18 protein-coding genes are annotated in these 20,766 nt (G+C 67.6%); 8 read left to right on the plus strand and 10 right to left on the minus strand.

Going from position 1 to position 20,766, the window contains the following annotated elements; translation table 11 throughout:
• Positions 1 to 593: 593 nt before the first annotated feature.
• Both BLS95_RS42700 and BLS95_RS42705 read right to left on the minus strand, forming a co-directional pair.
• Positions 594 to 1,055, minus strand: a complete 462-nt coding sequence (locus BLS95_RS42700) for a GNAT family N-acetyltransferase (RefSeq protein WP_143044110.1) — start codon at positions 1,053 to 1,055, stop codon at positions 594 to 596.
• A 17-nt stretch (positions 1,056 to 1,072) separates the two neighbouring features.
• Positions 1,073 to 2,254 (minus strand): helix-turn-helix transcriptional regulator, encoded by a 1,182-nt coding sequence (locus tag BLS95_RS42705; protein WP_143044111.1) that lies wholly within the window; start codon positions 2,252 to 2,254, stop codon positions 1,073 to 1,075.
• A gap of 402 nt (positions 2,255 to 2,656) precedes the next feature.
• Here BLS95_RS42705 and BLS95_RS54885 point away from each other — a divergent pair, with 402 nt between their 5' ends.
• The 5 genes from BLS95_RS54885 to BLS95_RS42730 all read left to right on the plus strand — a co-directional run bounded on the left by BLS95_RS54885 (position 2,657) and on the right by BLS95_RS42730 (position 5,792).
• Complete coding sequence (locus BLS95_RS54885; RefSeq protein WP_176993674.1) at positions 2,657 to 2,881, plus strand: hypothetical protein; 225 nt, start codon at positions 2,657 to 2,659, stop codon at positions 2,879 to 2,881.
• A 621-nt stretch (positions 2,882 to 3,502) separates the two neighbouring features.
• Positions 3,503 to 3,709, plus strand: a complete 207-nt coding sequence (locus BLS95_RS59655; RefSeq protein WP_342742822.1) for a hypothetical protein — start codon at positions 3,503 to 3,505, stop codon at positions 3,707 to 3,709.
• A 2-nt stretch (positions 3,710 to 3,711) separates the two neighbouring features.
• Positions 3,712 to 4,890 (plus strand): hypothetical protein, encoded by a 1,179-nt coding sequence (locus BLS95_RS42720; protein ID WP_176993675.1) that lies wholly within the window; start codon positions 3,712 to 3,714, stop codon positions 4,888 to 4,890.
• Between the two features lie 198 nt (positions 4,891 to 5,088).
• Complete coding sequence (locus BLS95_RS56280) at positions 5,089 to 5,460, plus strand: ATP-binding protein (RefSeq protein WP_176993676.1); 372 nt, start codon at positions 5,089 to 5,091, stop codon at positions 5,458 to 5,460.
• A 68-nt stretch (positions 5,461 to 5,528) separates the two neighbouring features.
• The gene (locus BLS95_RS42730) at positions 5,529 to 5,792 is read left to right on the plus strand and encodes a hypothetical protein (RefSeq protein WP_090945321.1); all 264 of its coding nucleotides are present in this window, start codon (positions 5,529 to 5,531) and stop codon (positions 5,790 to 5,792) included.
• Between the two features lie 65 nt (positions 5,793 to 5,857).
• Here BLS95_RS42730 and BLS95_RS42735 read toward each other — a convergent pair whose 3' ends face one another.
• Complete coding sequence (locus BLS95_RS42735; RefSeq protein ID WP_176993677.1) at positions 5,858 to 7,690, minus strand: S9 family peptidase; 1,833 nt, start codon at positions 7,688 to 7,690, stop codon at positions 5,858 to 5,860.
• Between the two features lie 16 nt (positions 7,691 to 7,706).
• Positions 7,707 to 8,747, minus strand: a complete 1,041-nt coding sequence (locus BLS95_RS42740; protein ID WP_143044113.1) for a helix-turn-helix transcriptional regulator — start codon at positions 8,745 to 8,747, stop codon at positions 7,707 to 7,709.
• Positions 8,748 to 8,972: 225 nt separating this feature from the next.
• Between BLS95_RS42740 and BLS95_RS42745 the strand changes: the two genes are divergently transcribed.
• From BLS95_RS42745 to BLS95_RS42755, 3 genes are all read left to right on the plus strand, one after another.
• Positions 8,973 to 9,989 carry an AfsR/SARP family transcriptional regulator gene (locus BLS95_RS42745; RefSeq protein ID WP_090945324.1) on the plus strand — a complete coding sequence of 339 codons (1,017 nt, stop codon included), beginning with the start codon at positions 8,973 to 8,975 and terminating at the stop codon, positions 9,987 to 9,989.
• A 914-nt stretch (positions 9,990 to 10,903) separates the two neighbouring features.
• A complete protein-coding gene (locus BLS95_RS42750; protein ID WP_090945325.1) occupies positions 10,904 to 11,860 on the plus strand; it encodes a helix-turn-helix domain-containing protein in 957 nt (318 codons plus the stop codon).
• Between the two features lie 38 nt (positions 11,861 to 11,898).
• Positions 11,899 to 12,237, plus strand: a complete 339-nt coding sequence (locus BLS95_RS42755; protein ID WP_090945326.1) for a hypothetical protein — start codon at positions 11,899 to 11,901, stop codon at positions 12,235 to 12,237.
• Positions 12,238 to 12,347: 110 nt separating this feature from the next.
• On the opposite strand, the gene BLS95_RS42760 is transcribed toward BLS95_RS42755, so the two are convergent.
• From BLS95_RS42760 to BLS95_RS42785, 6 genes are read right to left on the minus strand one after another with little or no spacing between them, the layout of a single operon-like run.
• Complete coding sequence (locus BLS95_RS42760; RefSeq protein WP_176993678.1) at positions 12,348 to 13,292, minus strand: C40 family peptidase; 945 nt, start codon at positions 13,290 to 13,292, stop codon at positions 12,348 to 12,350.
• The gene (locus BLS95_RS42765; RefSeq protein WP_090945328.1) at positions 13,292 to 14,209 is read right to left on the minus strand and encodes a replication-relaxation family protein; all 918 of its coding nucleotides are present in this window, start codon (positions 14,207 to 14,209) and stop codon (positions 13,292 to 13,294) included. Before BLS95_RS42765 ends, BLS95_RS42760 begins: the two co-directional genes overlap by 1 nt.
• Positions 14,206 to 16,521, minus strand: a complete 2,316-nt coding sequence (locus tag BLS95_RS42770; protein WP_090945329.1) for a type IV secretory system conjugative DNA transfer family protein — start codon at positions 16,519 to 16,521, stop codon at positions 14,206 to 14,208. The genes BLS95_RS42765 and BLS95_RS42770 overlap by 4 nt, the downstream gene beginning before the upstream one ends.
• 35 nt (positions 16,522 to 16,556) lie before the next feature.
• Positions 16,557 to 18,278 carry a VirB4 family type IV secretion system protein gene (locus BLS95_RS42775; RefSeq protein ID WP_090945330.1) on the minus strand — a complete coding sequence of 574 codons (1,722 nt, stop codon included), beginning with the start codon at positions 18,276 to 18,278 and terminating at the stop codon, positions 16,557 to 16,559.
• Complete coding sequence (locus BLS95_RS42780) at positions 18,275 to 19,252, minus strand: PrgI family mobile element protein (protein ID WP_143044114.1); 978 nt, start codon at positions 19,250 to 19,252, stop codon at positions 18,275 to 18,277. The genes BLS95_RS42775 and BLS95_RS42780 overlap by 4 nt, the downstream gene beginning before the upstream one ends.
• Complete coding sequence (locus BLS95_RS42785) at positions 19,236 to 20,639, minus strand: TrbL/VirB6 family protein (protein WP_090945332.1); 1,404 nt, start codon at positions 20,637 to 20,639, stop codon at positions 19,236 to 19,238. The genes BLS95_RS42780 and BLS95_RS42785 overlap by 17 nt, the downstream gene beginning before the upstream one ends.
• Positions 20,640 to 20,766 lie beyond the last annotated feature (127 nt).

A 20,766-nucleotide genomic window follows, 5' to 3' on the forward strand; every position in this document is an offset into this window, starting at 1 on the left:
GAATCGTAGAACATACGTTGATAGCCACCTGAAACCGCGGCGCACGACGGCTGGCGCGCTTGAGCGCCACGCTGATCTGACCGATGGTTAGCTCGCCGCGGCGCCCGGGTCGGTGGCCTTGGCCAACAGTCCCAGTGTCATCGGAGGCATCCAGGTCGTCGAAGGCGGCTAAAGCCGCGGGGATGTACATACTGGACGTGATCGATATCGAGCTCACCGGATGCCTCCGATCGTGATCTCCTAGTTGCGGTCCTTGAGCTCAGCAGCTCTCCGGACAAGCCCAGGTTGGTTAGTGGCATCCGGCAACTCCTCGCCGTGGCACGTGGCTGATCCATCGCCGATTTACCGGGTTCTCGCCCGAGGCGACCGCCAGGAGGAGGCCTCTAGGGAGCCGAACTGAGCAGAAGGCCTGGCCTGTGTGACCGTCCGCTTTTCAGCCCGCTGATCGGGGGTGGGTGCTTGCAACTGCATGGTGCCCGCCCGACGGGACCGCCTCCCACGCCGCAGCGGTCATCGTGCAGCGCCGCGCGAACGCCTTCAGCGTCATCATGGTGAACCGGCAGACCGTCTACCTCGGCCGGCTGCGCGACGGTTCATATAGTGACGACACGATAGAAAAGCTTGGTCGGCAGCTCGTTCTGGCCGAGCCCCTCGTAGAACTGTTGCGCCCTAACGTTGTCGTGATCGGTGGTCCACTCGACTCTGCTGCATCCGTGCTCGACCGCCAGAGCGAACAGAGCCTTCATGAGCGCCGTCCCCACCCCTTGGCGCTGCGCTGATTCTGATACGTAGAGCTCCTTCAGATACAGCGACCGTGTCAGTCCGACAGCAGGCCACAGGAACGAGTAGGACGCGACGCCGACAAGCTGATCGCCTTGCCACGCAAGTAACACGAACGCAGCACGAGGCTCGGTGAAGAGAGCTTGCTGAACCTGTCGAGTACGAACCTCCACCGAGTCCAGCTCATCGGCCCCGTAGTAGCGGTCCATCTCCTCTAGCAGTCCCACGAGGGCCTCGATGTGTTCCGGGGTCGCCGGCTCCACCTTGATCGTCACGTGAGCTGGACTCCTCCTCAGTCGCTCGGCGACAGAAGCTCACGAAGCTGCCGTACAGCTGGCAGAGCCTTCTGTCCGTGCGGGATGACCTCGAGGACTTCTCTGCCGCGCAGGCTGATGATGCCCTCGCGTTGATCCTTCGTGAGTGGGACGAGCGTAGCCGCCGCGTGCTCCAGAGCACCAGCGCTGTCGCCGTCACGCGCCAGACACAGGGTTCGATCCAGTCCGATGAGCGCCCGATCCAGATAGTTCGTCGGGGCGTACAGTTCGAGAGCCCGCTGTTGGGCTTGCCAGGCCGCCCTGGTGTCGCCCAGGTAGGTGTAGGTGTTGCCTCGGTGGAAGTAGAGCTGGGCATTGTTGTAGCCGAAGGCGGAATCGTTGATCTCGTGAGGACGTAGTGAGGCGAGAAGGCCTTCCGCTCGCGCGAGTGCCGCTTGAGCCTCGCCGACGCGTGCGGGGCCGAGCGCTGCGTGTGCTCGGGCCTCCAGGGCGGCCGCGAGGACTGCACCCACGGCTGTGTTCACGAGCGACTGGGCGCCCCTGGCCACGTCGATGGCCTCCAGGTAGTCGCAGGCGTAGAAGTGGCCGTACGCCTCCTGGGCGAGCACCCAGGAGTAGGTCCACGGGTCTTCGGCCTCCTGAGCTGCCAACCTGGCCGTGCGGGCCCAGCGGCGGAAAGCGGGGCGGTCGTCGAGCTTGATGTGGGTGAGACACATGAGCCCGGCCATGTGCGCCACTGCCCGGGTGAGCCGGCGCTTGGTAGAGGCCGACCTGTTCTCCGCAAGGGCCTGGTGCAGGTCGGTAAGGTCCGATCCCAGATCGTGAACGAGGAGGTTAGCTGGCCTGGTGTGGGCTGCTTGCCCGTAGAGGTGGACTGCGCGCTCCCAGTCATCCAGTGTCGCGTCGCTCATCGTGCCCGCCGCCAGCACGTCGTCGAGGCGTTGACGTAGGTTCTCGTACCCGGAGCCCCCGAAGAGTTCGCATTCGGACATGTCGAGCACGAGAGCGCACAGTCTGCGATAAAACGGGCTCGCGTCATGTTTTCCCGCTTCCCATCCATATATATTCCTTTTGAGGCTTTCGATTGACGGCAGTCGTGTCGGCTTGTGTTCAGCTTCGGCCGCCTTGATCAATTCGCGGGCGAGATCGCTTTGGCTCCACCCGTGGGCTTCGCGCTCTTCGCGCAATCGGTTTGGCATCGGCTGCATCTTAGGGGCCACGACCAGGCACCTCGCAAGGGGCGGAAACGAGGGGACATCCTTTGGTTTCATAGTCTCTCGGCTTCCTGCGCGAAGGAATGGCCGATCAAATTGATTCGTGTTTGCACTAACAGATTCCGATGCCGGGGCATTCATATCGGCCACTGTCGAGCATCGGGTGTTGGGCGCAGGAGGCTTGGGCAGATTGTCCCCGCCGGACAGTATGGCCAGTCGATTGCCGGAAGTTTGTGTTTTTCCCCGAACAGGCGTCTTCATTCGCACGGCAAGCGGCGGGATCTGCACTCCATGACCGATGCCAGTTGCCGGCCACGGTCCGTGGCATCAGCACCTGCGGATCTCACGTGGGAGCCGCATGTGCCGTCCGGCGGTGACGTCGTCCGGGTGAGGCACACCGCATGTTGCGGTGCCTTCGAACTGGCGTCCCTCGGTGGGCAGTACTTCGTGCTGCGCCCTGCTGACGCGCCAGGTGAGTACGAAGAAACCGCCCGTGGCCGCTACATCACGGCTGTCGCCGCGTACGTCGCGCTGCTCAAGCAGCACCACGCCGAACACCTGCGCCGGGGGGAGACGCCAGAGCGTGACAGGCTCCTGGATCACCCGGCATGAGCACCAGTCAGCACCGTGTGGCGTGCCCCGTGGACACCGGGCATCGGGCCGTTCAGCGTGAGCCACGCCCTCGCGAGCATGCGGCGACGGCATCCGCTGACCACCCACAAACCGCGAAGAGGAGTCATTCATGACTGACGACACCAGCGAACAGGCTCGGGCCGCTGAGCTCAGGGACAAACTCGCAGACGAGCTCATCGCGGCAGGACACGTCACGTCCGCGCCGGTGGAGGCGGCGTTCCGTATGGTGCCACGGCACGCGTTCGTTCCGGCCGATACGCCGCTGGAGGTCACCTACGCCGCCGACAACGCCGTGGTGGCCAAGAGGGATGAACACGGCATCGCCATCTCCTCGGTAAGCGCGGCATACATCCAGGTAGCGGTGATCGAACAGGCTGAGCTGAGGCCCCTTCCGCGAACTGTCGCTCCTGTTGATCAACCTTCTGCTCAGAGAGGCAGGACTGGACTGGTTCGAGCGCGGCGACGTTTTCGGCCAGGTCGCCGAGATCCGTCCAGCGCCCTCCGCCGACCATGCCGCGGCCATGGAGGCACTGGCACCGAAAGTACGCACTTCTTCTGCAGGTGCCTCAACAGGCCGACCGCGCGTTGCTCGCGGGCACTATGGCGTTCGCTGAACCCTGGCTCGCCGCGTATGAGATGGCCGGTCGGCGGCTCGGTGACGCGGCGGCGCGGGGACGCCTCGATCGCGGACTCCGCGCCGTACTCACCCACGTACTGATCTCCCACTGGAACCGGTTCGGCCTGTCGGCCATGACCCAGGGCGTACTCGCCCATGCGGCGAAGGCCGCCTTCTTGCCTTGGAGCTGAGCATGGACATCACGACACTGCACGCCGTCGTACGTCTGTTTCCGCTCGTCGGGCGCCCCCGCCCGGCCTGCCCCTCGCTCCAGGAACGGGTGAGGGAGATCGCGGAGATCGCCGACATCGCCTGGCAACAGGGCGCGAACGGCCTTCACCAGGCGGCCCACGCCCTGAACAAGGCGGCCTTGGTCGCTAGCGATTGTGGGCTGGGCGACCTCGCCCGTGACCTGTGCTGGCAGCACATCGACGTCTATCGGCGGATCGGTGCGCCCCTCACCGTGCCGCACGCGAGGTACATGCTCGAACCCGTCCTCAACCTGGCGCGGCTGCAGATCCGCGCCGAGAACGGCGACCAGGCGCTGCGGCTGCTCGATGCGGTCTACCAGGCGGTGACCGCACGCACCGAACTCGTCGTCGAGGGGCAGCCCCTGCCCACCGCCGGCCTCATAGGGACGAGACAAGAGCATCACAAGCTCCGCGAATGGGCGTGGCTGCAATATCTCGCTGACGGTATCCGCGCACTGGCCATGGCCGGTCGCTGGGACGAGGCGGTCACACACGCCAAGGTCCACAACGGCGTGGGAGTGCACCTGATGGAGGGACGGCAGGCCGAGATCATCGCGCATTGCCTGCACGGCGCATCTCAGGCCGCGCGGAACGTCCTGGAGGAGTGCGAGCTGACCGAACCCTGGGAACGACAGGTCGGGGCCTGCCTGAACGTGATGTCCGCAGGCAGATCGCTCAGCCGAGACGGCCACGCGATGGTCCAGCAGTTCCTCGGAAGCGAGCCGATTCCGGGTTACGCGGTTTTCCGCGCCCGGTTCGGGCTGGCCGTGGCCACCCTGACCGGAGCCTTCGACGTGTGCACGGCGGACCGCGTACTGGTTCAGGTGGCGATGGAGGCGCTCCAATCGGGAGACGGATATGCCGCTCGCGACGTACTGGGCCACCACACCGTAATGAGGCTGGCCGGCGACCACCGCCGAGGGCTGACCGAGCTGGTGGCCTCGGCCGGTCTCGGAAGTGAGTCTCTTCCCGCGCCGCTGCTCGACTCGATCACCGCCTCGGTCAAGCTCGCCCGAGAAGTGCTGGCCAAGTCTCTGCCCGCCACGGCCAGCCGTCGTGCCGCTCGTCGAGAACCGCCGCATGACTTCCCGAGTGGTCCCGCACGTACTGGGACGACTTGACCCCTGACATGAAGTCGAGCGCTCATTAGGCCGGTCGTGTCCGCCCGGGTGCGACAGCCACCGACGATAGGAGGAACACCGCGAATGATCGAAACCATGCATGCACCGGAACGATGGGAATGGATGCGGTCGTCCGACCGGATGGATTGGCGAGGTGTGTTCCCGGGTGAACACGATCAGGTAGGTCGAGTGCGGCGCATGGCCGAGGCGCTGTTCGATGGAACGGGCCGCGAGGACGATGCCGGACTCATCGTCTCCGAGCTCTCGACGAACGCCCTGCTGCACACCCGGTCCGGCCTCGCTGGAGGCTGGTTCGGGGTGGAAGTTCACCTCCCGGAGAACGGCCCCGCCTACCTCGGGGTGTGTGACCTCGGGGGAGCAGGCAGGCCGCTGTTCGACCGTCAACCGGCTGACGGGAAACTGACGGTAGGCGGGTTCGGGCTCGCGATCGTCAGGAATCTCGTCGTGAAGCTCTCCCAGATCGGGAGCCCGGCGACCGGGCACACGGTGTGGGTCCACCTCGACCTCGAAGCCAAGGACGTAGAGCCAATGGGAGCCGTAGCGGGATGAGGGGTCGGCCTGCTGCTATCAGGCCGACCTCGTCGTACGGAGAAGTCCCCATACGAAGAGAGGCGAACGTGAGCACCATGGACTTCGGGACCGTCCTCGAAAAGCTCTACCCCTGGTACGACGATGACGTACGCGCGCAACTGTTCGCGCTGATGTGCGACATAGCCTTCGTCTACGCCAGTAGCGACGAGATCGGCGACTTCGACGTCAGCCTCGACTGCGCCCTCGACGCCCTCGAAGAGAACGTTCACGAGATGCGGGCCGAGTACCGCCTCAGCCCGCTATCTCTGCTCCTGCCCTCAGCAAAGGACGGTACGGATGGTGACGTCTGAATCCGTGCTCGCGTGATCGGTGGTGCCCGTCCGGTTCGCGGATGGGCACCACTGTGTTCGGGTCATCACCCCACGGTGAGCGCTTCGGGGTTGTCGGCACCGATGTTGATCAGGTGGGCGTAGAGGAAAGCGCTGATGGCCTCATACGCCTTGAGTTCATTGGCGCGGTTGGTGAAGCCGTGGCCTTCGTCGGGATAGATGTCGTAGCGGACTTCAACGCCGCGTTCGCGCAGGCGGGTGACAATCTGGTCGGACTCGGCCTGGGGGACGCGCGGGTCGTGGGCGCCCTGGATGACGAACAGGGGAGCGGTGATGCCGTCGGCGTGCGTGACGGGGCTGCGCTCAAGGAGCTGCTCGGCGCAGGTGTCGGGGTCTCCGAGGACGGTTGCGACGAAGGTCTTCCAGGTGGGGGGTGACGCCTTGGCGAGGGTGACGAGGTTGCTGGGGCCGCAGATGGAGACGCCTGCGGTCCACGAGTAGGGCAAGCGAGCGAGGCAGGACAAGGCGGCGAATCCGCCGTAGGACGCTCCCATGACCGCGAGGCGGCTGGTGTCGGCCCAGCCGAGGGTTTGCAGGTACCGGATGCCGTGGTCCAGGTCGTCGAGGTCGATGCCGCCCCAGTCGCGGTAGATGAGCTTCTGGTGGGCGGTGCCGTACCCGGTGGACCCGGCGGCGTTGGGAGCCAGGATGGCGATTCCCTGGTGGAGAAGGTGCTGGTAGAGGCCGGAGCGGGCGTAGATGGGGCGTTCCTGGGCTTCCGGGCCGCCGTGGACGGACAGCAGGACCGGGTGCGGTCCTGGGCTGTCCGGACGGTAGAGCAGGGCGTGGACGTCGCGTCCGTCGCGGGCGGGGTAGGTGATCAGTTCGGGGACGATGGGGTTGATGACCCGCAGGGCTGCGGGGCGGGTGTCGGTGAGGTAGCGGAAGTCGTGCTGGGCCATGTCTAGGACCGCGAGTTCGGCCGGCCGCGCCGCCGAGTCGATCAGGAGGACCGCGAAGGAGGCGTCCGGTGCCAGGGACAGCGTCGAGATGACACCAGGTGGGATGTCAGGGAGCGGAAGCGGGGAGCCGTTGCGTTCAGCGTGCAGGCGGGAGCGGCCGCCCTCGTTGACAGACCAGATGCGTACGCCTGCGGCGACGTCGAGGGTTTCAACGTCCCAGTTCGGGTCGGCGATCGCGTGCAGGGACTTGGCTGCGAGGTCGTAGAAGGCGGCGGCGGTGAAGTCGCTCCAGTGATCGGTGAGCAGGTGGAAGCCGCTGGAGTCCGGAGCCCAAGCACCGGGTTCGAAGACACCCTCGCCGAGGGCGGACGTCACACAGGCGGGCTTGACGTCCGGGTCGTTCAGATCGGTGAGGTAGACCGCGATGTCGGTGTTGGAACGGAAGCCGGTAGACAGGAGCCAGCGGCCGTCGGGGGAGAGGCTGACAGCCTCGAACGCGACTCCTTCGGGAGGCGCGAAGCGGCGGAGCTCGTCGGACATCAGGTCGTGGACGATGAGGTCCTGGGCGGCGGGATCGCGGTCGTTGGCGGTGTAAGCCAGGAAACGACCGGTGGGGTCGAACGGCGATTCGGCCAAGATACGTTGGCAGTCCGGCCCTGAGCTGACCTCGGTCGGTTCGCCGCCATGCAGAGCGACCATGTAGATGCGGAACTGCTCGTCCCCGTTCTCATCAGCGGTGAAGACCAGCTGGTTACCGGAGGGCGTCCAGGCGAACTGCCGTACCGTCCGATTGTCGAAACCCGCCACCCGGCGCGGCTCGCCACCGGCTACGGGGACCACCCACAGGTCGTAGTGGCCGGAGGCGTGGCTGGAGTAGGCGACCAGCCGGCCGTTGGGCGAGAGCGCAAGGGTGCGCTGGAATCGCTGCTGGGGGACGAAGTCCAGGTATCCGAGCATGTGGCAGCCTCTCGAGTCAGTCGATCCAGCCGCGGCGCGCCGCTGCGGCTCCTGCGGCGAAGCGGGTCTCCACACCCAGCTCATCGCGAATGGCGGTCCAATGTCTGCGCATGGTGTTGACGCTGATGTCCATCCGCCGGGCGATCGCCTCGTCGGACAGTCCTTGGGTGAGCAGCTGCAGCACCTGCGCCTGTGCCGACGTGAGCGGCCCGGCGGCCTTCGTGCTGCCGAACGGTATCGCCTTCTCCCACAGCAGCTCGAAATACTCCCGCAGGGCGCCGACTATGACCGGCGAACGAACGAGCAATGCCCCGCCCATCCCCGTGGGCGTGAGCGGAAGGAGCGCGACCGCCTCGTCCGCGAGCTTCATCTTCATCCCGATCCGGGGCAGCAGGCGCGCTTGCTCACCGGCGGCCACCGCGGCCTCGATCGTCTTCGCGCCGATCGGATGCTCCGCGCAGCGGGTCTCGTAGATGGCGCGGCACTGCACCTGGCCCTCGAACACCGGTAGCGGTGCGTACCCCGTGGCGTCCTCGACGGGCGCCTCCAGGACGTAGTTGTCCAGAGTGAGCCAGTCGTGCCGAGCCGCGTTGATGAGTGCGTACGACAGGCGGCTGATCTCGTCCCGATCGGTGACGATCTGCACGAGCCTGTCCATGCCAGAGCTTGAGGAGGACGTGGCGGACGTCTGATGGAACTCGCTCAGCCGCTTGTGCCCGGCCAGCAGCCGCTCCTGATCGCTGACGAGACGGCGCGAGAGCTCCGACAGAACGCCCTGGAGCGCGAGTTCGGGCGGTGCGGGCACGAGACGCGGTGGCAGCAGCGGACCGTCCGGCCGAAGATGCGCCATGCCGCGGGCGGTCAGCTCCGCCACCTGCTCAGCGCTTCCCAGCAGGGTCGCGGCGTCGCTCTCCTGGCAGCCGTCCTCCGCGAGCAGCTTGGAATACGACGCGAAGATCTCGTCCGGAACGACGCCCGCCAGCAGGCGCTGTGCGTTGGTCTGTTTCTGCCCGTCCACTGACACCACCAGACAGAGAGTAGTCGCTTCAATGCTCAACGTGATGGTCCTTAGTGGGCCGTGTCGAGAGTGAGTAGTTCCACGCGATGGTGGGTTTTCACCACCGCGTCCTGCGACCCCAGATCCCCGCTGCGCAAGGCGTTTCCGTGCCCCTGGACGCGCTACCCCTGGTCAGTAGACGTCGTGAAGAGTTTCAGGCTCTCTGATTCGATGCCGCGCGCGATCTGATCAGTGCGAACGCTCAAGAGCGGCAAGGGAGGCAGCATGCGGCGGCAGTTCGTTAGAGAGGCGGCGAGGGCACTGGCCGGACGGTCGTGGGCGATACGGAGCCTGGCCGGGCTCCTGGTGACGTTCGGCCCGTTCGGCTCGCGCAATCGTACGGCGCACCGACCCACCGATGTCAGCCCCGAGGTAGCGGCGGTCCCCGTGCCCGTGGGTTCGACGCATGGTGCCCCGGCGGTGCCTGCGCCCGCTGAAGCTCCCGCGTCGGGACCGACCATCACGTCCACCAGTTCAACGGACGCCCCGCATGACCCGGCAGCCGACCGGCGCGGCCTCATCCGCCTTGTGGGCCAGTGCATCATCGAGGGACGCAACCGTACGGCGGGCGGGTGGGGGACCGACACCTGGGCCCTCCTCGGCCTGCTTGCCGAGTACCGCTCCTCTCTGCTGACCAAGAGCGCGGCCGGCGACAAGCTCTGGCCGGAAGCCGAAGCCCCGCATGACCGGTTCGCCGGCCTTCTCAAGGCGACGCGCGCGAAGATGTGCGAGGCGCTCGGGATGCCCGGCAATTATGGGCGGATCGTCATCCAGTTCATGGGCAGCACCGGATATCGGATCAACCCTGACCTCTACACCTGCGACGTCTGGCAGATCCGCGACCTCCTCACCACCGCGGCTCGGGCCAAGGGCCCGGAGAGGTCCGCAGCGCTGATCGCCGCCGCGGACCTCTACACCGGTCCCTACCTCCCCGACGTACCGCATGGCTGGGCCCGGCACGCGGCTGACGCTCTGAACCGTGCCGTCGTCCAAGCCCTCGCCCAACTTGCCGATCTGGAGGAGCAGCCCGAAATTGAGATCGGTTATCTCGAACGCGCCACCGAACTCGACGGCGTCGCCGAACATCTGTACCGCAGGCGAATGGAGGTCTACTCCGGCCTCGGCAGGTTCCAAGCCATCCATTACTGCTATGACGAACTCCACGAACGGCTACGCGCCCGAGGTAGAAAACCGTCCTCGCAAACAGGGCAGCTCTATCGCAGGGTTACTGACTTCGGATGAGCAGTCGAACCGTCTGAATAACTATTGCCGACGACTTGACGACGGTCGCCGAGGTGAGCCCTTATATAACCCGTGCGTACGCGCGCACGCATAATTGAAAGGGGTGCGCTCATGCGTTTATTACGGGTTGAACCGGCAGGGTCGCCGAGGTAAGTAACTTCGGCGGCTCCGGCGCCCTCGCCGCCCAGCGTAGGCGCCCAGGGGCGAAGAAGGCCTCGCAGTCGCGTGCATGCCGTAGTGCCCGGCTGCGAGGCCGATCCTCGGCGTGGCCACCTGATCGGGGCGTGCACTTCGCCTGCATCAGGCCACATCGGCCTTCACGAAGAGTGGGACCAACCGGCTGCTATCCGGCTGGTCCCACCCCCTCAGACTACGGGCAAGCCCACCGTGAGAAGTCCGGCTTTCGGCGGTGGGAAGCCCTCGTTGCGCGAACTTTGCGCTCTGTCGCCCGGGCCCGCCGGTCGGTGTGCCGATCGCCCTACCGTTCGGGCCGCCGCCTTGACGAGTACCCCGCGTCGGCGAGCGCGCGCAGGTGGAAAGGGCTCCGCGGGCTACCGGTGGCTCGCCCGACTCGCCTTACGAGTCGAATACTCGCCATGAAGCGAACCTCGGATGTTCTGATGCGAGCGATTCAATCTGAGTAATCTCCTACGGCTCCGCTCGTAACTCGTAGGGCTAATAATCTCTGTTCGGCTCTTTGTGCTGCCCATGAGCCGCAAGGCATTTAACCGGTTGGGGCGCGGGAATTGTCGGCGATTCATTGCCTGGTCGGGCGATCGCGAGCCCATTGTTTTTACCAACGCGCCGCCGAATCGGCTTGCTTTGTATTTGGGGTCGAGAAATAGTCGTTGTGTACGAACGAATTGGCCTCCAGGGAATCCGGGGGGTCGCACCCCAGGTAAAAGGAGAAATAAATGGCGACGAACACGGTAGCCGAGAAGACCGACACCTCGGCCGAATTCCGCCCTGAAGGCACGGCGGCCAAGGTATGGGAGGCCCTGACCGCCACCCCGGCGGCATCCGTCACGATGATCGCCGAGGCTGCCGGTGTCTCACGGCCGACCGCGACCAAGGCACTAACGGCGTTCGCCGAGGCAGGCCACGCCATCCGCACCCCCGGCAGGCGCTCTGAGGAAGGCCGCGCCCAACCGGACACGTGGGCTCCGGTCTTCTCCGACGACGTGCGTGATCAGGATGGCGACGTCCCTCCAACGCCCGACACGGCCGCTGACGCCGCCGTAACAGCAGACGTGAGCATCGACGCCCCGGCGGCTCCGGAAGCTCCCGACACAACCACTGAGGACACCCCGACCACCACCATGTCCTTCCCGGATGCCATGCGCATCCTTGAGCAGGAGGCCGAGCGCCGCGCGGCTGCCGAGGCCGAGTTGGCCCGCGCTCAGTCCGAGGAGGAAGCCCGCCGTCAGCAGGCCGCCGAGAGCTTGGCCAAGGCCCGCATGGTCGAAGACACGCGCCGCGCCCTGACCGACCTACTCAACGCCGTGACCACCACATACGCAGCCCTGCTGTCTGATGACGACACGGCGTTCACCACCGGTCTGGAGGCCATCTACAGCGGTACGGCGGACGTACGAAAGGCCATCCGCACTACCCAACCTAAGGCCACCACCGGGTGGGGTTCCTCGCGAGGTGGGGACCGCAGCGCACCTCGGCCCCTGCGTCCGGATGTCGTCGCTCACCTGACGAAGTACCCCGACCTGGCGTTCACCGCCAACGAGATCGCGAAGGTACTCGGCCGTTCCTCAGGAGCGGTCGCGAACGCCCTGGACACCCTCGCCCGCAACGGCGAGGCCGAACTCGTCAGTGAGCGCCCCAACCGCTTCCGCGCAGTCAAGCCCCAGGACGCCTAATCAGCGGCACCAACGGCCCTGGCACGAGAGGAGAAACCATGTCCGATGAGATGTTCACCCTCCTGGGGTGGGCATGGGATGTAGACCTGGCCACCCGTCTGGCCCGACGCCACCCAGTACGCCCGGCTGCTATCCGGACGTTGACCGGCGTCAAGGACCTCATCCGCATCGACCCCAAGCATGCCGTGACGGTTGACCTGACGAAGCCCATCCTGGTCGTCCCGCTCCCGTGCGCACTGCCTCCCGGCAACCGCCTGGTGATCGACGGCTGGCACCGCATACACCGCGCCCTCGACCTGGGAATGGAGAAGCTGCCAGCGATCCTCCTGGACCCGTCTGACGAGCGCACATGCCGCCTACGCGGCGGCGATATCTGATACACGGTGCACGAGAGCGGGCGGGGCAGTGGTTGCCCCGCCCGCTCACTTGTCATTCAGGGGGTCGCTCGGCCTCGGGCGGCGGTACGGCGGATGACCCGGCTCCGATGTCAGCCGCCCGGACGGGCGTAGCCAACGAGGTCCCGCCGGGTCGTGTAGCGGCTGATGCGAACGCGTGCGCCGGTGCGCGGGGCCTCGATCATGCGATAGGAGTCGAGGACGAGGCCGACATGCCCGGGGCGGTCGGAGCCTCCGCCGGAACCCTGGAAGAACACGAGATCGCCGGGTGCCTGGCGGCCGGGCGGAACATGGGGGATGGCCCGCCACTGCTCCTCGGTGGTACGAGGCAGGGCAGTTCCAGCTTGGTGCCAGGCGTAACGGACGAGGCCAGAGCAGTCGAAGCCCGTCACCTTCGCGCCCAGTCCTATCCCCGTGGTGGGGCCATCGAGGCCGCCGCCTCCGTAGGAGTAGGGGGTGCCGAGCCAACGGGACGCCGCCGCCACCGCAGTCGAGCCGCGTTCCGAACCGCTGACTTGGAGGGGCGGGCAGGCTGTGGCGTAGGAGTCGGCGATGCGCAGGACCTTGGTGACGTAGGCGGGATCGTGGTTGTAGTGCAAGAGGGCCTGGTCGAGGTGGGTCGGTGCGCCGCTGTGGCGGAGGTAGCCCGCTGCCGTGGGGATGGCGTCGGCGGGGTCGTAGATGTCCTTGGTGCCGTCCGCGTTGCCGTCCACGCCGAAGGATTGCCAGGTGCCTGGCATGAACTGCATGGGTCCTGCTGCTCCGGCGTGGTTGGTGCCGGTGGTGACGCCGGGCCCGATGCCTCGGCCGTGGTCGGATTCGGCCTTTCCGACCGCTGCCAGGACAGTCCAAGGGACACCGTAGAGGGCGGCGGCTTGCTGGTAGAGATCGAGGTAGCGGGGCGGGATGTCGGTGGGCGCGGACACACCGCAGGAAGCGCTCGGAGCGTCGTAGCTCGGTAGCACGGTCGCGATGACGCTGAGGAGGACGGCGATCAAGGCGAGCGCCCCGATCGCCGTGGCCGTGATGACGGGCATTACGCGGGGACACGGTTGGGGCCGGTGGTATCTACAGGGCCCCACGCGCCCCGTAGGGCTATCAGGCCGCGGCGGGGACCGGTTGATCCGGCTGGCAGCCATACGGTCCCGGCGGGGCCGTCAGGGGCCGTCGCGGGCGTGTGTACGGCCGTGGCGACGGGCACGTCGGGGGTCATCAGGATCTTACGGAAGTTGGCTTCGCGGGTGGGGTTTGGGAGCCAGAAGAGCACGGGCGTGCTGATGCCGGTTGCTTCGGCCAGGGCGGCGTACCCGTCGAGTTTGGCCAGGACGCGGGACAGCGGCTCGGTGCCGGTGTCGTGTTCTAGGAAGAAGTCGATCGTGTCCGGCTGGCCGGTCGAGGTGGGCTCGGTCCAGCGGCCGAAGGCGTCCGGCCGGGCGAGGTCGCCCCACAGGGCGGTGCATCGGCGTTCTGGCCACCATTCGGCGACTGCAGATCCGTCAGCTCTGCGGTGGGCCGTGGCGTGCAGCTGGGCGAAGAACTCGTTCACCCCTATCTGGTGAGTCAGCCGGGACGAGAAGGCGATAGCGCTGGCCGAATCGGGGCGGTAGCGGAGTTCCGCCGGAGTGATGCCGCGCTGTGCGGCCAGGTGATGGGCACCGGTGGTGCCGAGAATCCAGTGCCAGGGGCGGCTCCCGGTAGGGGCCCAGGGGCGGAAGCGGTCCAGAGCGCGTAGTTCGTAGAGGTCCAAAAGGCGGTGGCGGGCGCGGTGGACACTGGGAAAGAAAATGGCGGTGAGCTGGTCGGTGGTGAGGACGCGGTGTTCCCAGACGGCGTCGAGGATCTCGGCGTCTCGCGGGGTGAGGCGTTCAGCGAGGCCGGCGACGAGGGCCTGACTGACGCGGGCGCGCTGGTGCCGGGAAGGAAGCAGGCGGCGGGACGAGTTTGGCCGGGTCATTGAATGCCCTCCTCGTGGGCTCGGCGTGGATCGGTCGGGATGCGAAGCTTCGGCTTGCTCGCAATGGCGGTCTCGGGGCGGGCGAAGGCCGCACGGGACGCGGCCCGAACCGCTTCCTGACGACCAGGGATGGGGTCGGGGAGGGGTCGGGTGCGGAAGGTGAACGCCGGTGACGGGCCTCCTGCGCCGGTCATGACTCGTCCGGCTGCCTGGTAGGCGCCGAGATGGGATAGGTCGTGTGCGGTGAGTACGGGGCCGACGTGGCGGGCGAGATCGTAGGCGTCTTCCGGCGAGGTGGTGAAGTAGACCTTGTTGCGCGCGTCGGCGGAGACGGCTTCGCGGAGATCTCTGGGGAGCTGGGACAGGTGCTGGTGGGCGAGCGTCAGCGAGAAGCGGTACGCCCGCGCCTCGGCCAGGAGGTCGCTCACGGAGATGGGCATGTTGAGGAAGTTCTGGGCCTCGTCGATGTAGGCGGCGGTATCCCGGCGTTCGTGCTCCGGCAGGCGAACCCGGGGCGTGATGGCCTGCCAGGTGTGGGCCAGGAGCAGCGAGCCGAAGAGACGCGCGGCGTCCTCGCCCAGGACGCCCTTGGGAAGTCGGGCGAGGACCAGGCCGCCGGTGTCCAAGGTGCGGGCCAGGTCGAACGTGGAGACTCCGCCCGATAGGGCGTCACGGACGAACGGGCGCAGGAGGACGGCGCGGAGCTTGTTCATGACAGGGCTGATCACCGAGGCGCGGGCGGCGGGTGACAGCTCGTCGTACGCGGACCAGAAGCCGCGCAACAGCTCGTCGTCGAGCTTGCCGACGATTCGGGCGCGGAATGGGGTGTCGGTGAGGAGCTTGGGTACGTCGGCGAGAGTCGCGCGGTTGCGCTGAGTCCGTACGAGGGTGAGGCAGGCCGAACGCATGAGGTCGTCCAGGCGCGGACCCCAGGACGAGGCGAAACAGCGATGGAAGATCGTGACGATCGAGTCGACGGCGAACGCTGGGTCCGGCCCGGCAAGGACATTGAAGCAGGGTGGATTGCCGGGCTCGGCTGGGTCGAAGAGAACTGTCCGTTTGATGGCGCGTTCGGGTAGGCGGTCGAGTATGTCGTCGATCAGGTCACCTTTGGGATCGATGACGAGGGCGCCTCGGCCAGCATGGGCGTCGGAGAGGATGAGGTTGGCCAGGAAGGTGGACTTGCCGACACCGGTTTGGCCGAGTACATGCAGGTGCTGGCGGGCCGAGGCCACGGTGACCCCCACAGGGCGCGGGTGGCCGGTCTCGGCATCACCCAGGACCCGGACGTCCGGGCCGTACGTGGGGACGTCGGGCGCGGGCGGGATAGGCCGGGCTCCGGCTCGGGTGATGCCCGGGGCGGCCTGGTCGTAGGGTAGGTGGGCGAGCGCGGCCAGCTCGTCGACGGCCAGCAGGTAGCCGGAGTTCATGCGGCGGTTGGACATGCGACCCGGGAAGTCGAGGCCGCGCAGGCGGCGCAAGTACTGGTGGCCGGAGGCGTAGAGCGCGAAGGTGGCGGCGATCTCGTGGGCGCGGCCACGAAGGCGGTCCCGGGCGTCGGGCCGATCACTCGTGACGGCGTACGAGATCTGGACGGCGAAGCGCGGCTGGTTCGCCTTGGCGAGGATGGCCCGGATCTCCTCGGCACGCTCGGGGAACATCCGGGACAGCTCACCGGGCCGGTTGCGGTGCAGGCTGCCGGGAGTGATGACGTCGAACAAGTCGGCCCGGAGGCTGCTGGACCTCCCGTTCCGCAGCGAGGAGGCGGCGCGGTGAGCGGCTGACAGCCGCCGCCCTGTCACCGGGCGGACCATGACCTGGACGGCGGCCTGCTCGCCTTGACGCAACCCCGAGAGCGCGCCGAGGAGCGCGCGCAGCGGATCGTTGCGGTGCGCGGTCGTGAGCGGGTAGTGGTCAGGCCGAGCCAGAACCATCCGGCCCCGGGAAGCCGTGGCACCGCGAGAGGTGAGAGGTTCGGCCGGGCGAGTGGTGACGGCCGCGCCCGGCCAGGCCGACCGGATCGACTTCTCCACCAGCCCAGGCGGTACGAGCCCCGGCACCCACAACTGCACCCGGACACCGGCGGCATCCGCCACGTACTCCCAGGCCAGATGAGGTTGGCCGAACAGGAGACGCTTCCAGCGCGGCGCCGTCAACCCCATCACCTGTGACCACCAGGCAGCCGCGCTGCCGGACTCGACCTGCGGCGGGACCGCGATCTCGACCAGCCGAGCGTTACGGGCGAAGCGCGCGTTGCGCCACCGCCAGAGGACGGCTTCGGCCGTGCTGAGACCGGCGGCACCACCGATCACGGCTCCCCAGAGCGCTGGATCGGAAAGGTACGGGATCACTCGGCTGGGTCCGTGGTAGCGAGCGCATGCTCAGACTCACTGGCGACAGCGACGAAAGCGGCACGATCTCCGACGCCCCCGCGCACCAGGCCCTCTCCTTGGCCGGCCGAAAGCAGGAAGAGCCGTTCCCCTTCCGTGAGGTCAAAGGCCTCGGCGATCTCGTCGATGGCCTGCGGAGCCTGCCGCAGCAGGACCTGCGTACTGGCGTTGGAGACGACCGCCTTGCCGAGATCGGAGCCGAGCAGGTCGGCGGCGTCCTGGGTGACGACGGCGAGGCCGGCCCAGTGCTTGCGGGCGGACTTGGCGAGTCGGTAGAGGAACCTCGCGCCCTCGTTCTCGCGCATGAGCGTCCACGCCTCGTCGACCACGACCAGGCGGCGGCGCCGGTCGGCGGGGTTGGACACGCGCCGCCAGATCGCGTCGAGCGCTAGGAGCATCCCGACCGGCCGCGTCTCCTCGGGCAGGTCCCGCAGGGAGAACACGATCAGGTGGCCGTCCGGCCGAGTGGTGGTCGGACCGGCGAACAAGCTCCGGTAGGAACCGGACACGTATGGGGCGAGCCGCGCGGCCAGCTCGTACGCCTCGGGCGCGTCGGTGGCATCCAGCATGGTCACCAGATCAGCGAGCAGCGGCGCAGGACGCTTCCACGTGCGCTGGTCCGGGGTGATGCCGTGGGCCGCGTACGTGGCGATCACCGCCTTGTCCAGTACGGCCTTCGTCGCGGCAGCGAGCGGTTCGCCGAGCATGGTCGCGACCAGGGTTTGGAAGAACATCGCGCGCCGGTCGAGCGCGTCGCTTTCTACGGAGGCGGGCAAGTCGAACGGGTTGAAGCACACACCCGGCATGCCAAGACCGAGGACGGTCCCTCCGACGGCATCCGACAGGCGTCGGTACTCGTCCTCGGGATCGACGACACACACCTCGACCTGGTGGAACAGCAGCCGCAGCACCTCCAGCTTGGTGAAGTACGACTTGCCCGCCCCCGACCGGGCGATCGTCACGGAGTTGTAGTTGTCGTGGGCGAACCGGTCCCACAGGACGATGCCGGAGGAGTAGGCGTTCAGCCCGAACAAGACGGGCGTCTCACCGAGCCGAGGTCGCAGATCCGGCGAGGCGAACGGGAAGGCTGCCGCGAGCGCCGAGGTATCGAAGGTCCGGCGGGTCTTCAGCGTGTCGGTGCCGAGCGGAAGCGTGGCCGTCCATCCCTGCATCGCCCGGAACGTCGTCGGATGCGCGTCGAGCAGAAGCGACGCCGCCAGCGCCTTGATGTGCTGGACCTCCGCATCCAGCTCTTCGGCATCCGCAGCGTGAACGGTGAGATAGAGGCCGACCCGGAACAGGCGGCCGTGCCCCCGGGTGAGGGAGGCGGCCAGCTCCGCGGCGTCGTCGGCAGCGGCCTCGGCCGCGAAGTCCGGCATCCGGGCGCCCGCGGAGGCGGACTCCAGGCGGGCGAGCTGGCGGCGAAGACGCTGGGCGGCGATCAGCGGAGGTACCGGCTCGATGTGCAGGGACACGTCGAGGTGCCCTGGGTAGCCGGTCAGCGATTCGAGCCAGCCCGCGCCGACCTCCCGGGGGTACCCGGCGATCGCGAACGACGCGCACACCCCGTCCGGGAACTCGACCGAGCGAGCGTTGATCTTCAGTGATGACGGGCCAGGCAAGGTGGCGGCAGTGCGGGCCAGCGCCGCGGTGTCGTCGGCGAGTCGGGTGAACCTCATTGCTTCTCATCTCCACGGGCGATCGGCTCGTCGGGACGGGCGATCCCGACTGGTTCCGGACGGCGCGGCGACAGCGACCGTACGAGCAGATCGCGAGCGTCCTCGGCACCCACGACGGAGGCGTGAACCCCGAGGCCGAGCAGTGAACGCACGGTCTCCTCGGCGCGACGGGCCACGATCGCCGCCGAGCTGTCCCGCCGAGCCGTACGCCGGGACCTTCGCGTCCATCCGGGCGGCTGCTCGGCGTCCTGGTGACGGACGACGACCAGGACATCTCGGGTCAGCAGATCCCGGGTGGTGCTCAGCTCGCTGAGGAACTCGGCGTGCTGGCGGGCTGCCTGCTCAAGCGCGGGATCGGCCAGACGCCCTGCCGAACCCTCGATCACGTTGGCGAGAACGGAAAGGTCAACCGGCCGCGCCTGCAGGAGGATCTGCACGGGCGCGTCCAGCGAGTTCAGCCACCCGGCGAACACCCCGACCAGCGCCGCTTGCTCCTCGCCCGTCCGCAGCCCGAACGCCACGGTCCCAGCTCGGACGACGGCCACGGTCCCGCCTTCGGCCAGCTCCATCACGCCGTCCTCGCGGATCGCCCGGACAGGGAGCCGAAGAGCACCCGGCAGGCGGCCCCGGACTCGGCACCAGGCTGGCGGCGGGAGGACTCCTTCCTCGGTCGTGACCAGCTTGCGATCCCGCCGCAGGTAAGCGAAGGCGTGGAGGACGAGCCGGTCGAGACTGAGCCCGTCCCGCCTACCGAGCGCCAACGCGCACCCGCAGGCGATCACCGGCAGGACGATCGCGGCGAGCACCGGGACAGGCAACCGGTCGCCGGCCATGAGATAGACCCAGGCCGCCAACACCCCTGTTCCGGCCAGGATCGCGACTTGCCGAACCGTCAGATTCGCGAAGAGCTTGTCCGGCATCTCCACATCGGCCGGGATCTTCGCGACCAGCCGTTCCTTACTTGCGTGGCGCACGACGTGCCGCCCTTCTGGGAAGACGAGGCATTTGGAGCCGCAACGCGACCTGTGACGGGCGCTGTGGTGAACGTCGGGGCCTGGGCGGCTCGGGCGGGGTGGCACTATTCGGAGGCCGGTCGCGGTGGACGATAGGCCGGTGATGCGGCCCGGGCTGCGGACGGCCGTTGGGGGTCCCCGGCCCGTGGGGTCCCGCAGGGGGGCCCACAGGGGACGAACGATGAACCTGCGCGTTCCCGCCGCCCGGGCGGCGGGAACTGGCGGCCATCCCCGGCGGACGACGTGGGTGACGGGGCATCCCCGAACGTGGCCCGCCCGCGTTCGGCCCCCGCCTACCGGGACCACCGCCTGGACCTCCGCCAGAAGGACCGCTGGGCCCGCCGCCTCCACCTCCACCGGGCGGAGTAGGCGGCTTCGGCGGCTTGGGACGGCGCGCAGCGCGGGCGGCACCGAGCCCCTTACCGAGCAGCATGTTCAACCCGCGATAGACGATCAGCGACTTCACGAGCCGTGAAAGAGTCCGAGGCTTGCTCGCCTGCCATATGGTCCGCGCGACCCATCCAGGGATCTTGAGCAGGACGAACAGCAGGCATATGGCCATGAGCAGGTCGGTCATGTCCGCCGTGCTCGGGATCCAGAACGAGTCGTCGTCAGCCGGGTTGGCGGAGAACAGCAGTTGCAGCGCTGTGACGAGCACGAGCGACTGACACATCTGAATCGCCAGCAGCCCGGCGAACGCCCGCCACCACAGCCGGGCGATCCCCTCGGTCATCGGCAGCGCGTGCAGGATCAGCGCAAGGGGCGCTGCCACGATCACGACCATGGTGAGTGCGATCCGGACGATGTAGGTGAACAGCACACCGACCGCCAGGATGACTACCACGAGCGCCACGATCGCGAAGAACACGCCCTTGAGGACGATCCCCGCGAGGACCGCTTTCTTGATCGCGTCGAACACCAGCTCCGGATCGATCCGGTCAGCTCCATCGGCCAGGAACGCCTGGCTCAGCCCGTTCGCCAGAGTGATCGCGTACTTGATCGCGATCAGGCTCAGGTTCGCGGCCAGAAACGCCCAAACGAGCCGCGGCAGCAACTCCCGCGCCGAGGTCCCGCCGGGCAGCGCCTGCCCGACCATGAGCATCACGCCCGCGACGGTCACCAACAGCACGAAGCACGTGTTCGCGATCGTCCGCGACAGCTCCCACAACTGCTTGGCCCGCGCCATCTCTGGGGAGTCCAGCTCCGGCGTGGCCAGCACGGTCGATCCGAGCATCTCGAACACCGGCTTGGTCGCCGACTCCACGAGATGCGTGAACCATTCGTCCACCGCCTGCCGGGTCTTGCATGCCACGTCGATGAAGCCGCAGTCCGGTGCCGACGGCGCCACGGCTGAAGGCGAGGGGCTGGGTGTGGCGGAAGGTGCTGGAGTCGGTACGGGCGTCGGAGGCGCGGCAACCGCGGGCCCACTGAGCAGCGCCGAGACGAGCGCCGCACCGACAGCCAGCAGCGCGAAC

Source organism: Nonomuraea jiangxiensis (assembly GCF_900099965.1).
In the GTDB taxonomy this organism is placed as follows: Bacteria; Actinomycetota; Actinomycetes; order Streptosporangiales; family Streptosporangiaceae; genus Nonomuraea; species Nonomuraea jiangxiensis.

Excerpts from the sequence above, each read along its gene's own strand:
- BLS95_RS42705 (WP_143044111.1), bottom strand. The coding sequence starts at position 2,254 with ATGCCAAACCGATTGCGCGAAGAGCGCGAAGCCCACGGGTGGAGCCAA.
- BLS95_RS59655 (WP_342742822.1), top strand. The coding sequence starts at position 3,503 with ATGGCGTTCGCTGAACCCTGGCTCGCCGCGTATGAGATGGCCGGTCGG.
- BLS95_RS42720 (WP_176993675.1), top strand. The coding sequence starts at position 3,712 with ATGGACATCACGACACTGCACGCCGTCGTACGTCTGTTTCCGCTCGTC.
- BLS95_RS56280 (WP_176993676.1), top strand. The coding sequence starts at position 5,089 with ATGGCCGAGGCGCTGTTCGATGGAACGGGCCGCGAGGACGATGCCGGA.
- BLS95_RS42735 (WP_176993677.1), bottom strand. The coding sequence starts at position 7,690 with ATGCTCGGATACCTGGACTTCGTCCCCCAGCAGCGATTCCAGCGCACC.
- BLS95_RS42745 (WP_090945324.1), top strand. The coding sequence starts at position 8,973 with ATGCGGCGGCAGTTCGTTAGAGAGGCGGCGAGGGCACTGGCCGGACGG.
- BLS95_RS42750 (WP_090945325.1), top strand. The coding sequence starts at position 10,904 with ATGGCGACGAACACGGTAGCCGAGAAGACCGACACCTCGGCCGAATTC.
- BLS95_RS42755 (WP_090945326.1), top strand. The coding sequence starts at position 11,899 with ATGTCCGATGAGATGTTCACCCTCCTGGGGTGGGCATGGGATGTAGAC.
- BLS95_RS42760 (WP_176993678.1), bottom strand. The coding sequence starts at position 13,292 with ATGCCCGTCATCACGGCCACGGCGATCGGGGCGCTCGCCTTGATCGCC.
- BLS95_RS42765 (WP_090945328.1), bottom strand. The coding sequence starts at position 14,209 with ATGACCCGGCCAAACTCGTCCCGCCGCCTGCTTCCTTCCCGGCACCAG.
- BLS95_RS42775 (WP_090945330.1), bottom strand. The coding sequence starts at position 18,278 with ATGAGGTTCACCCGACTCGCCGACGACACCGCGGCGCTGGCCCGCACT.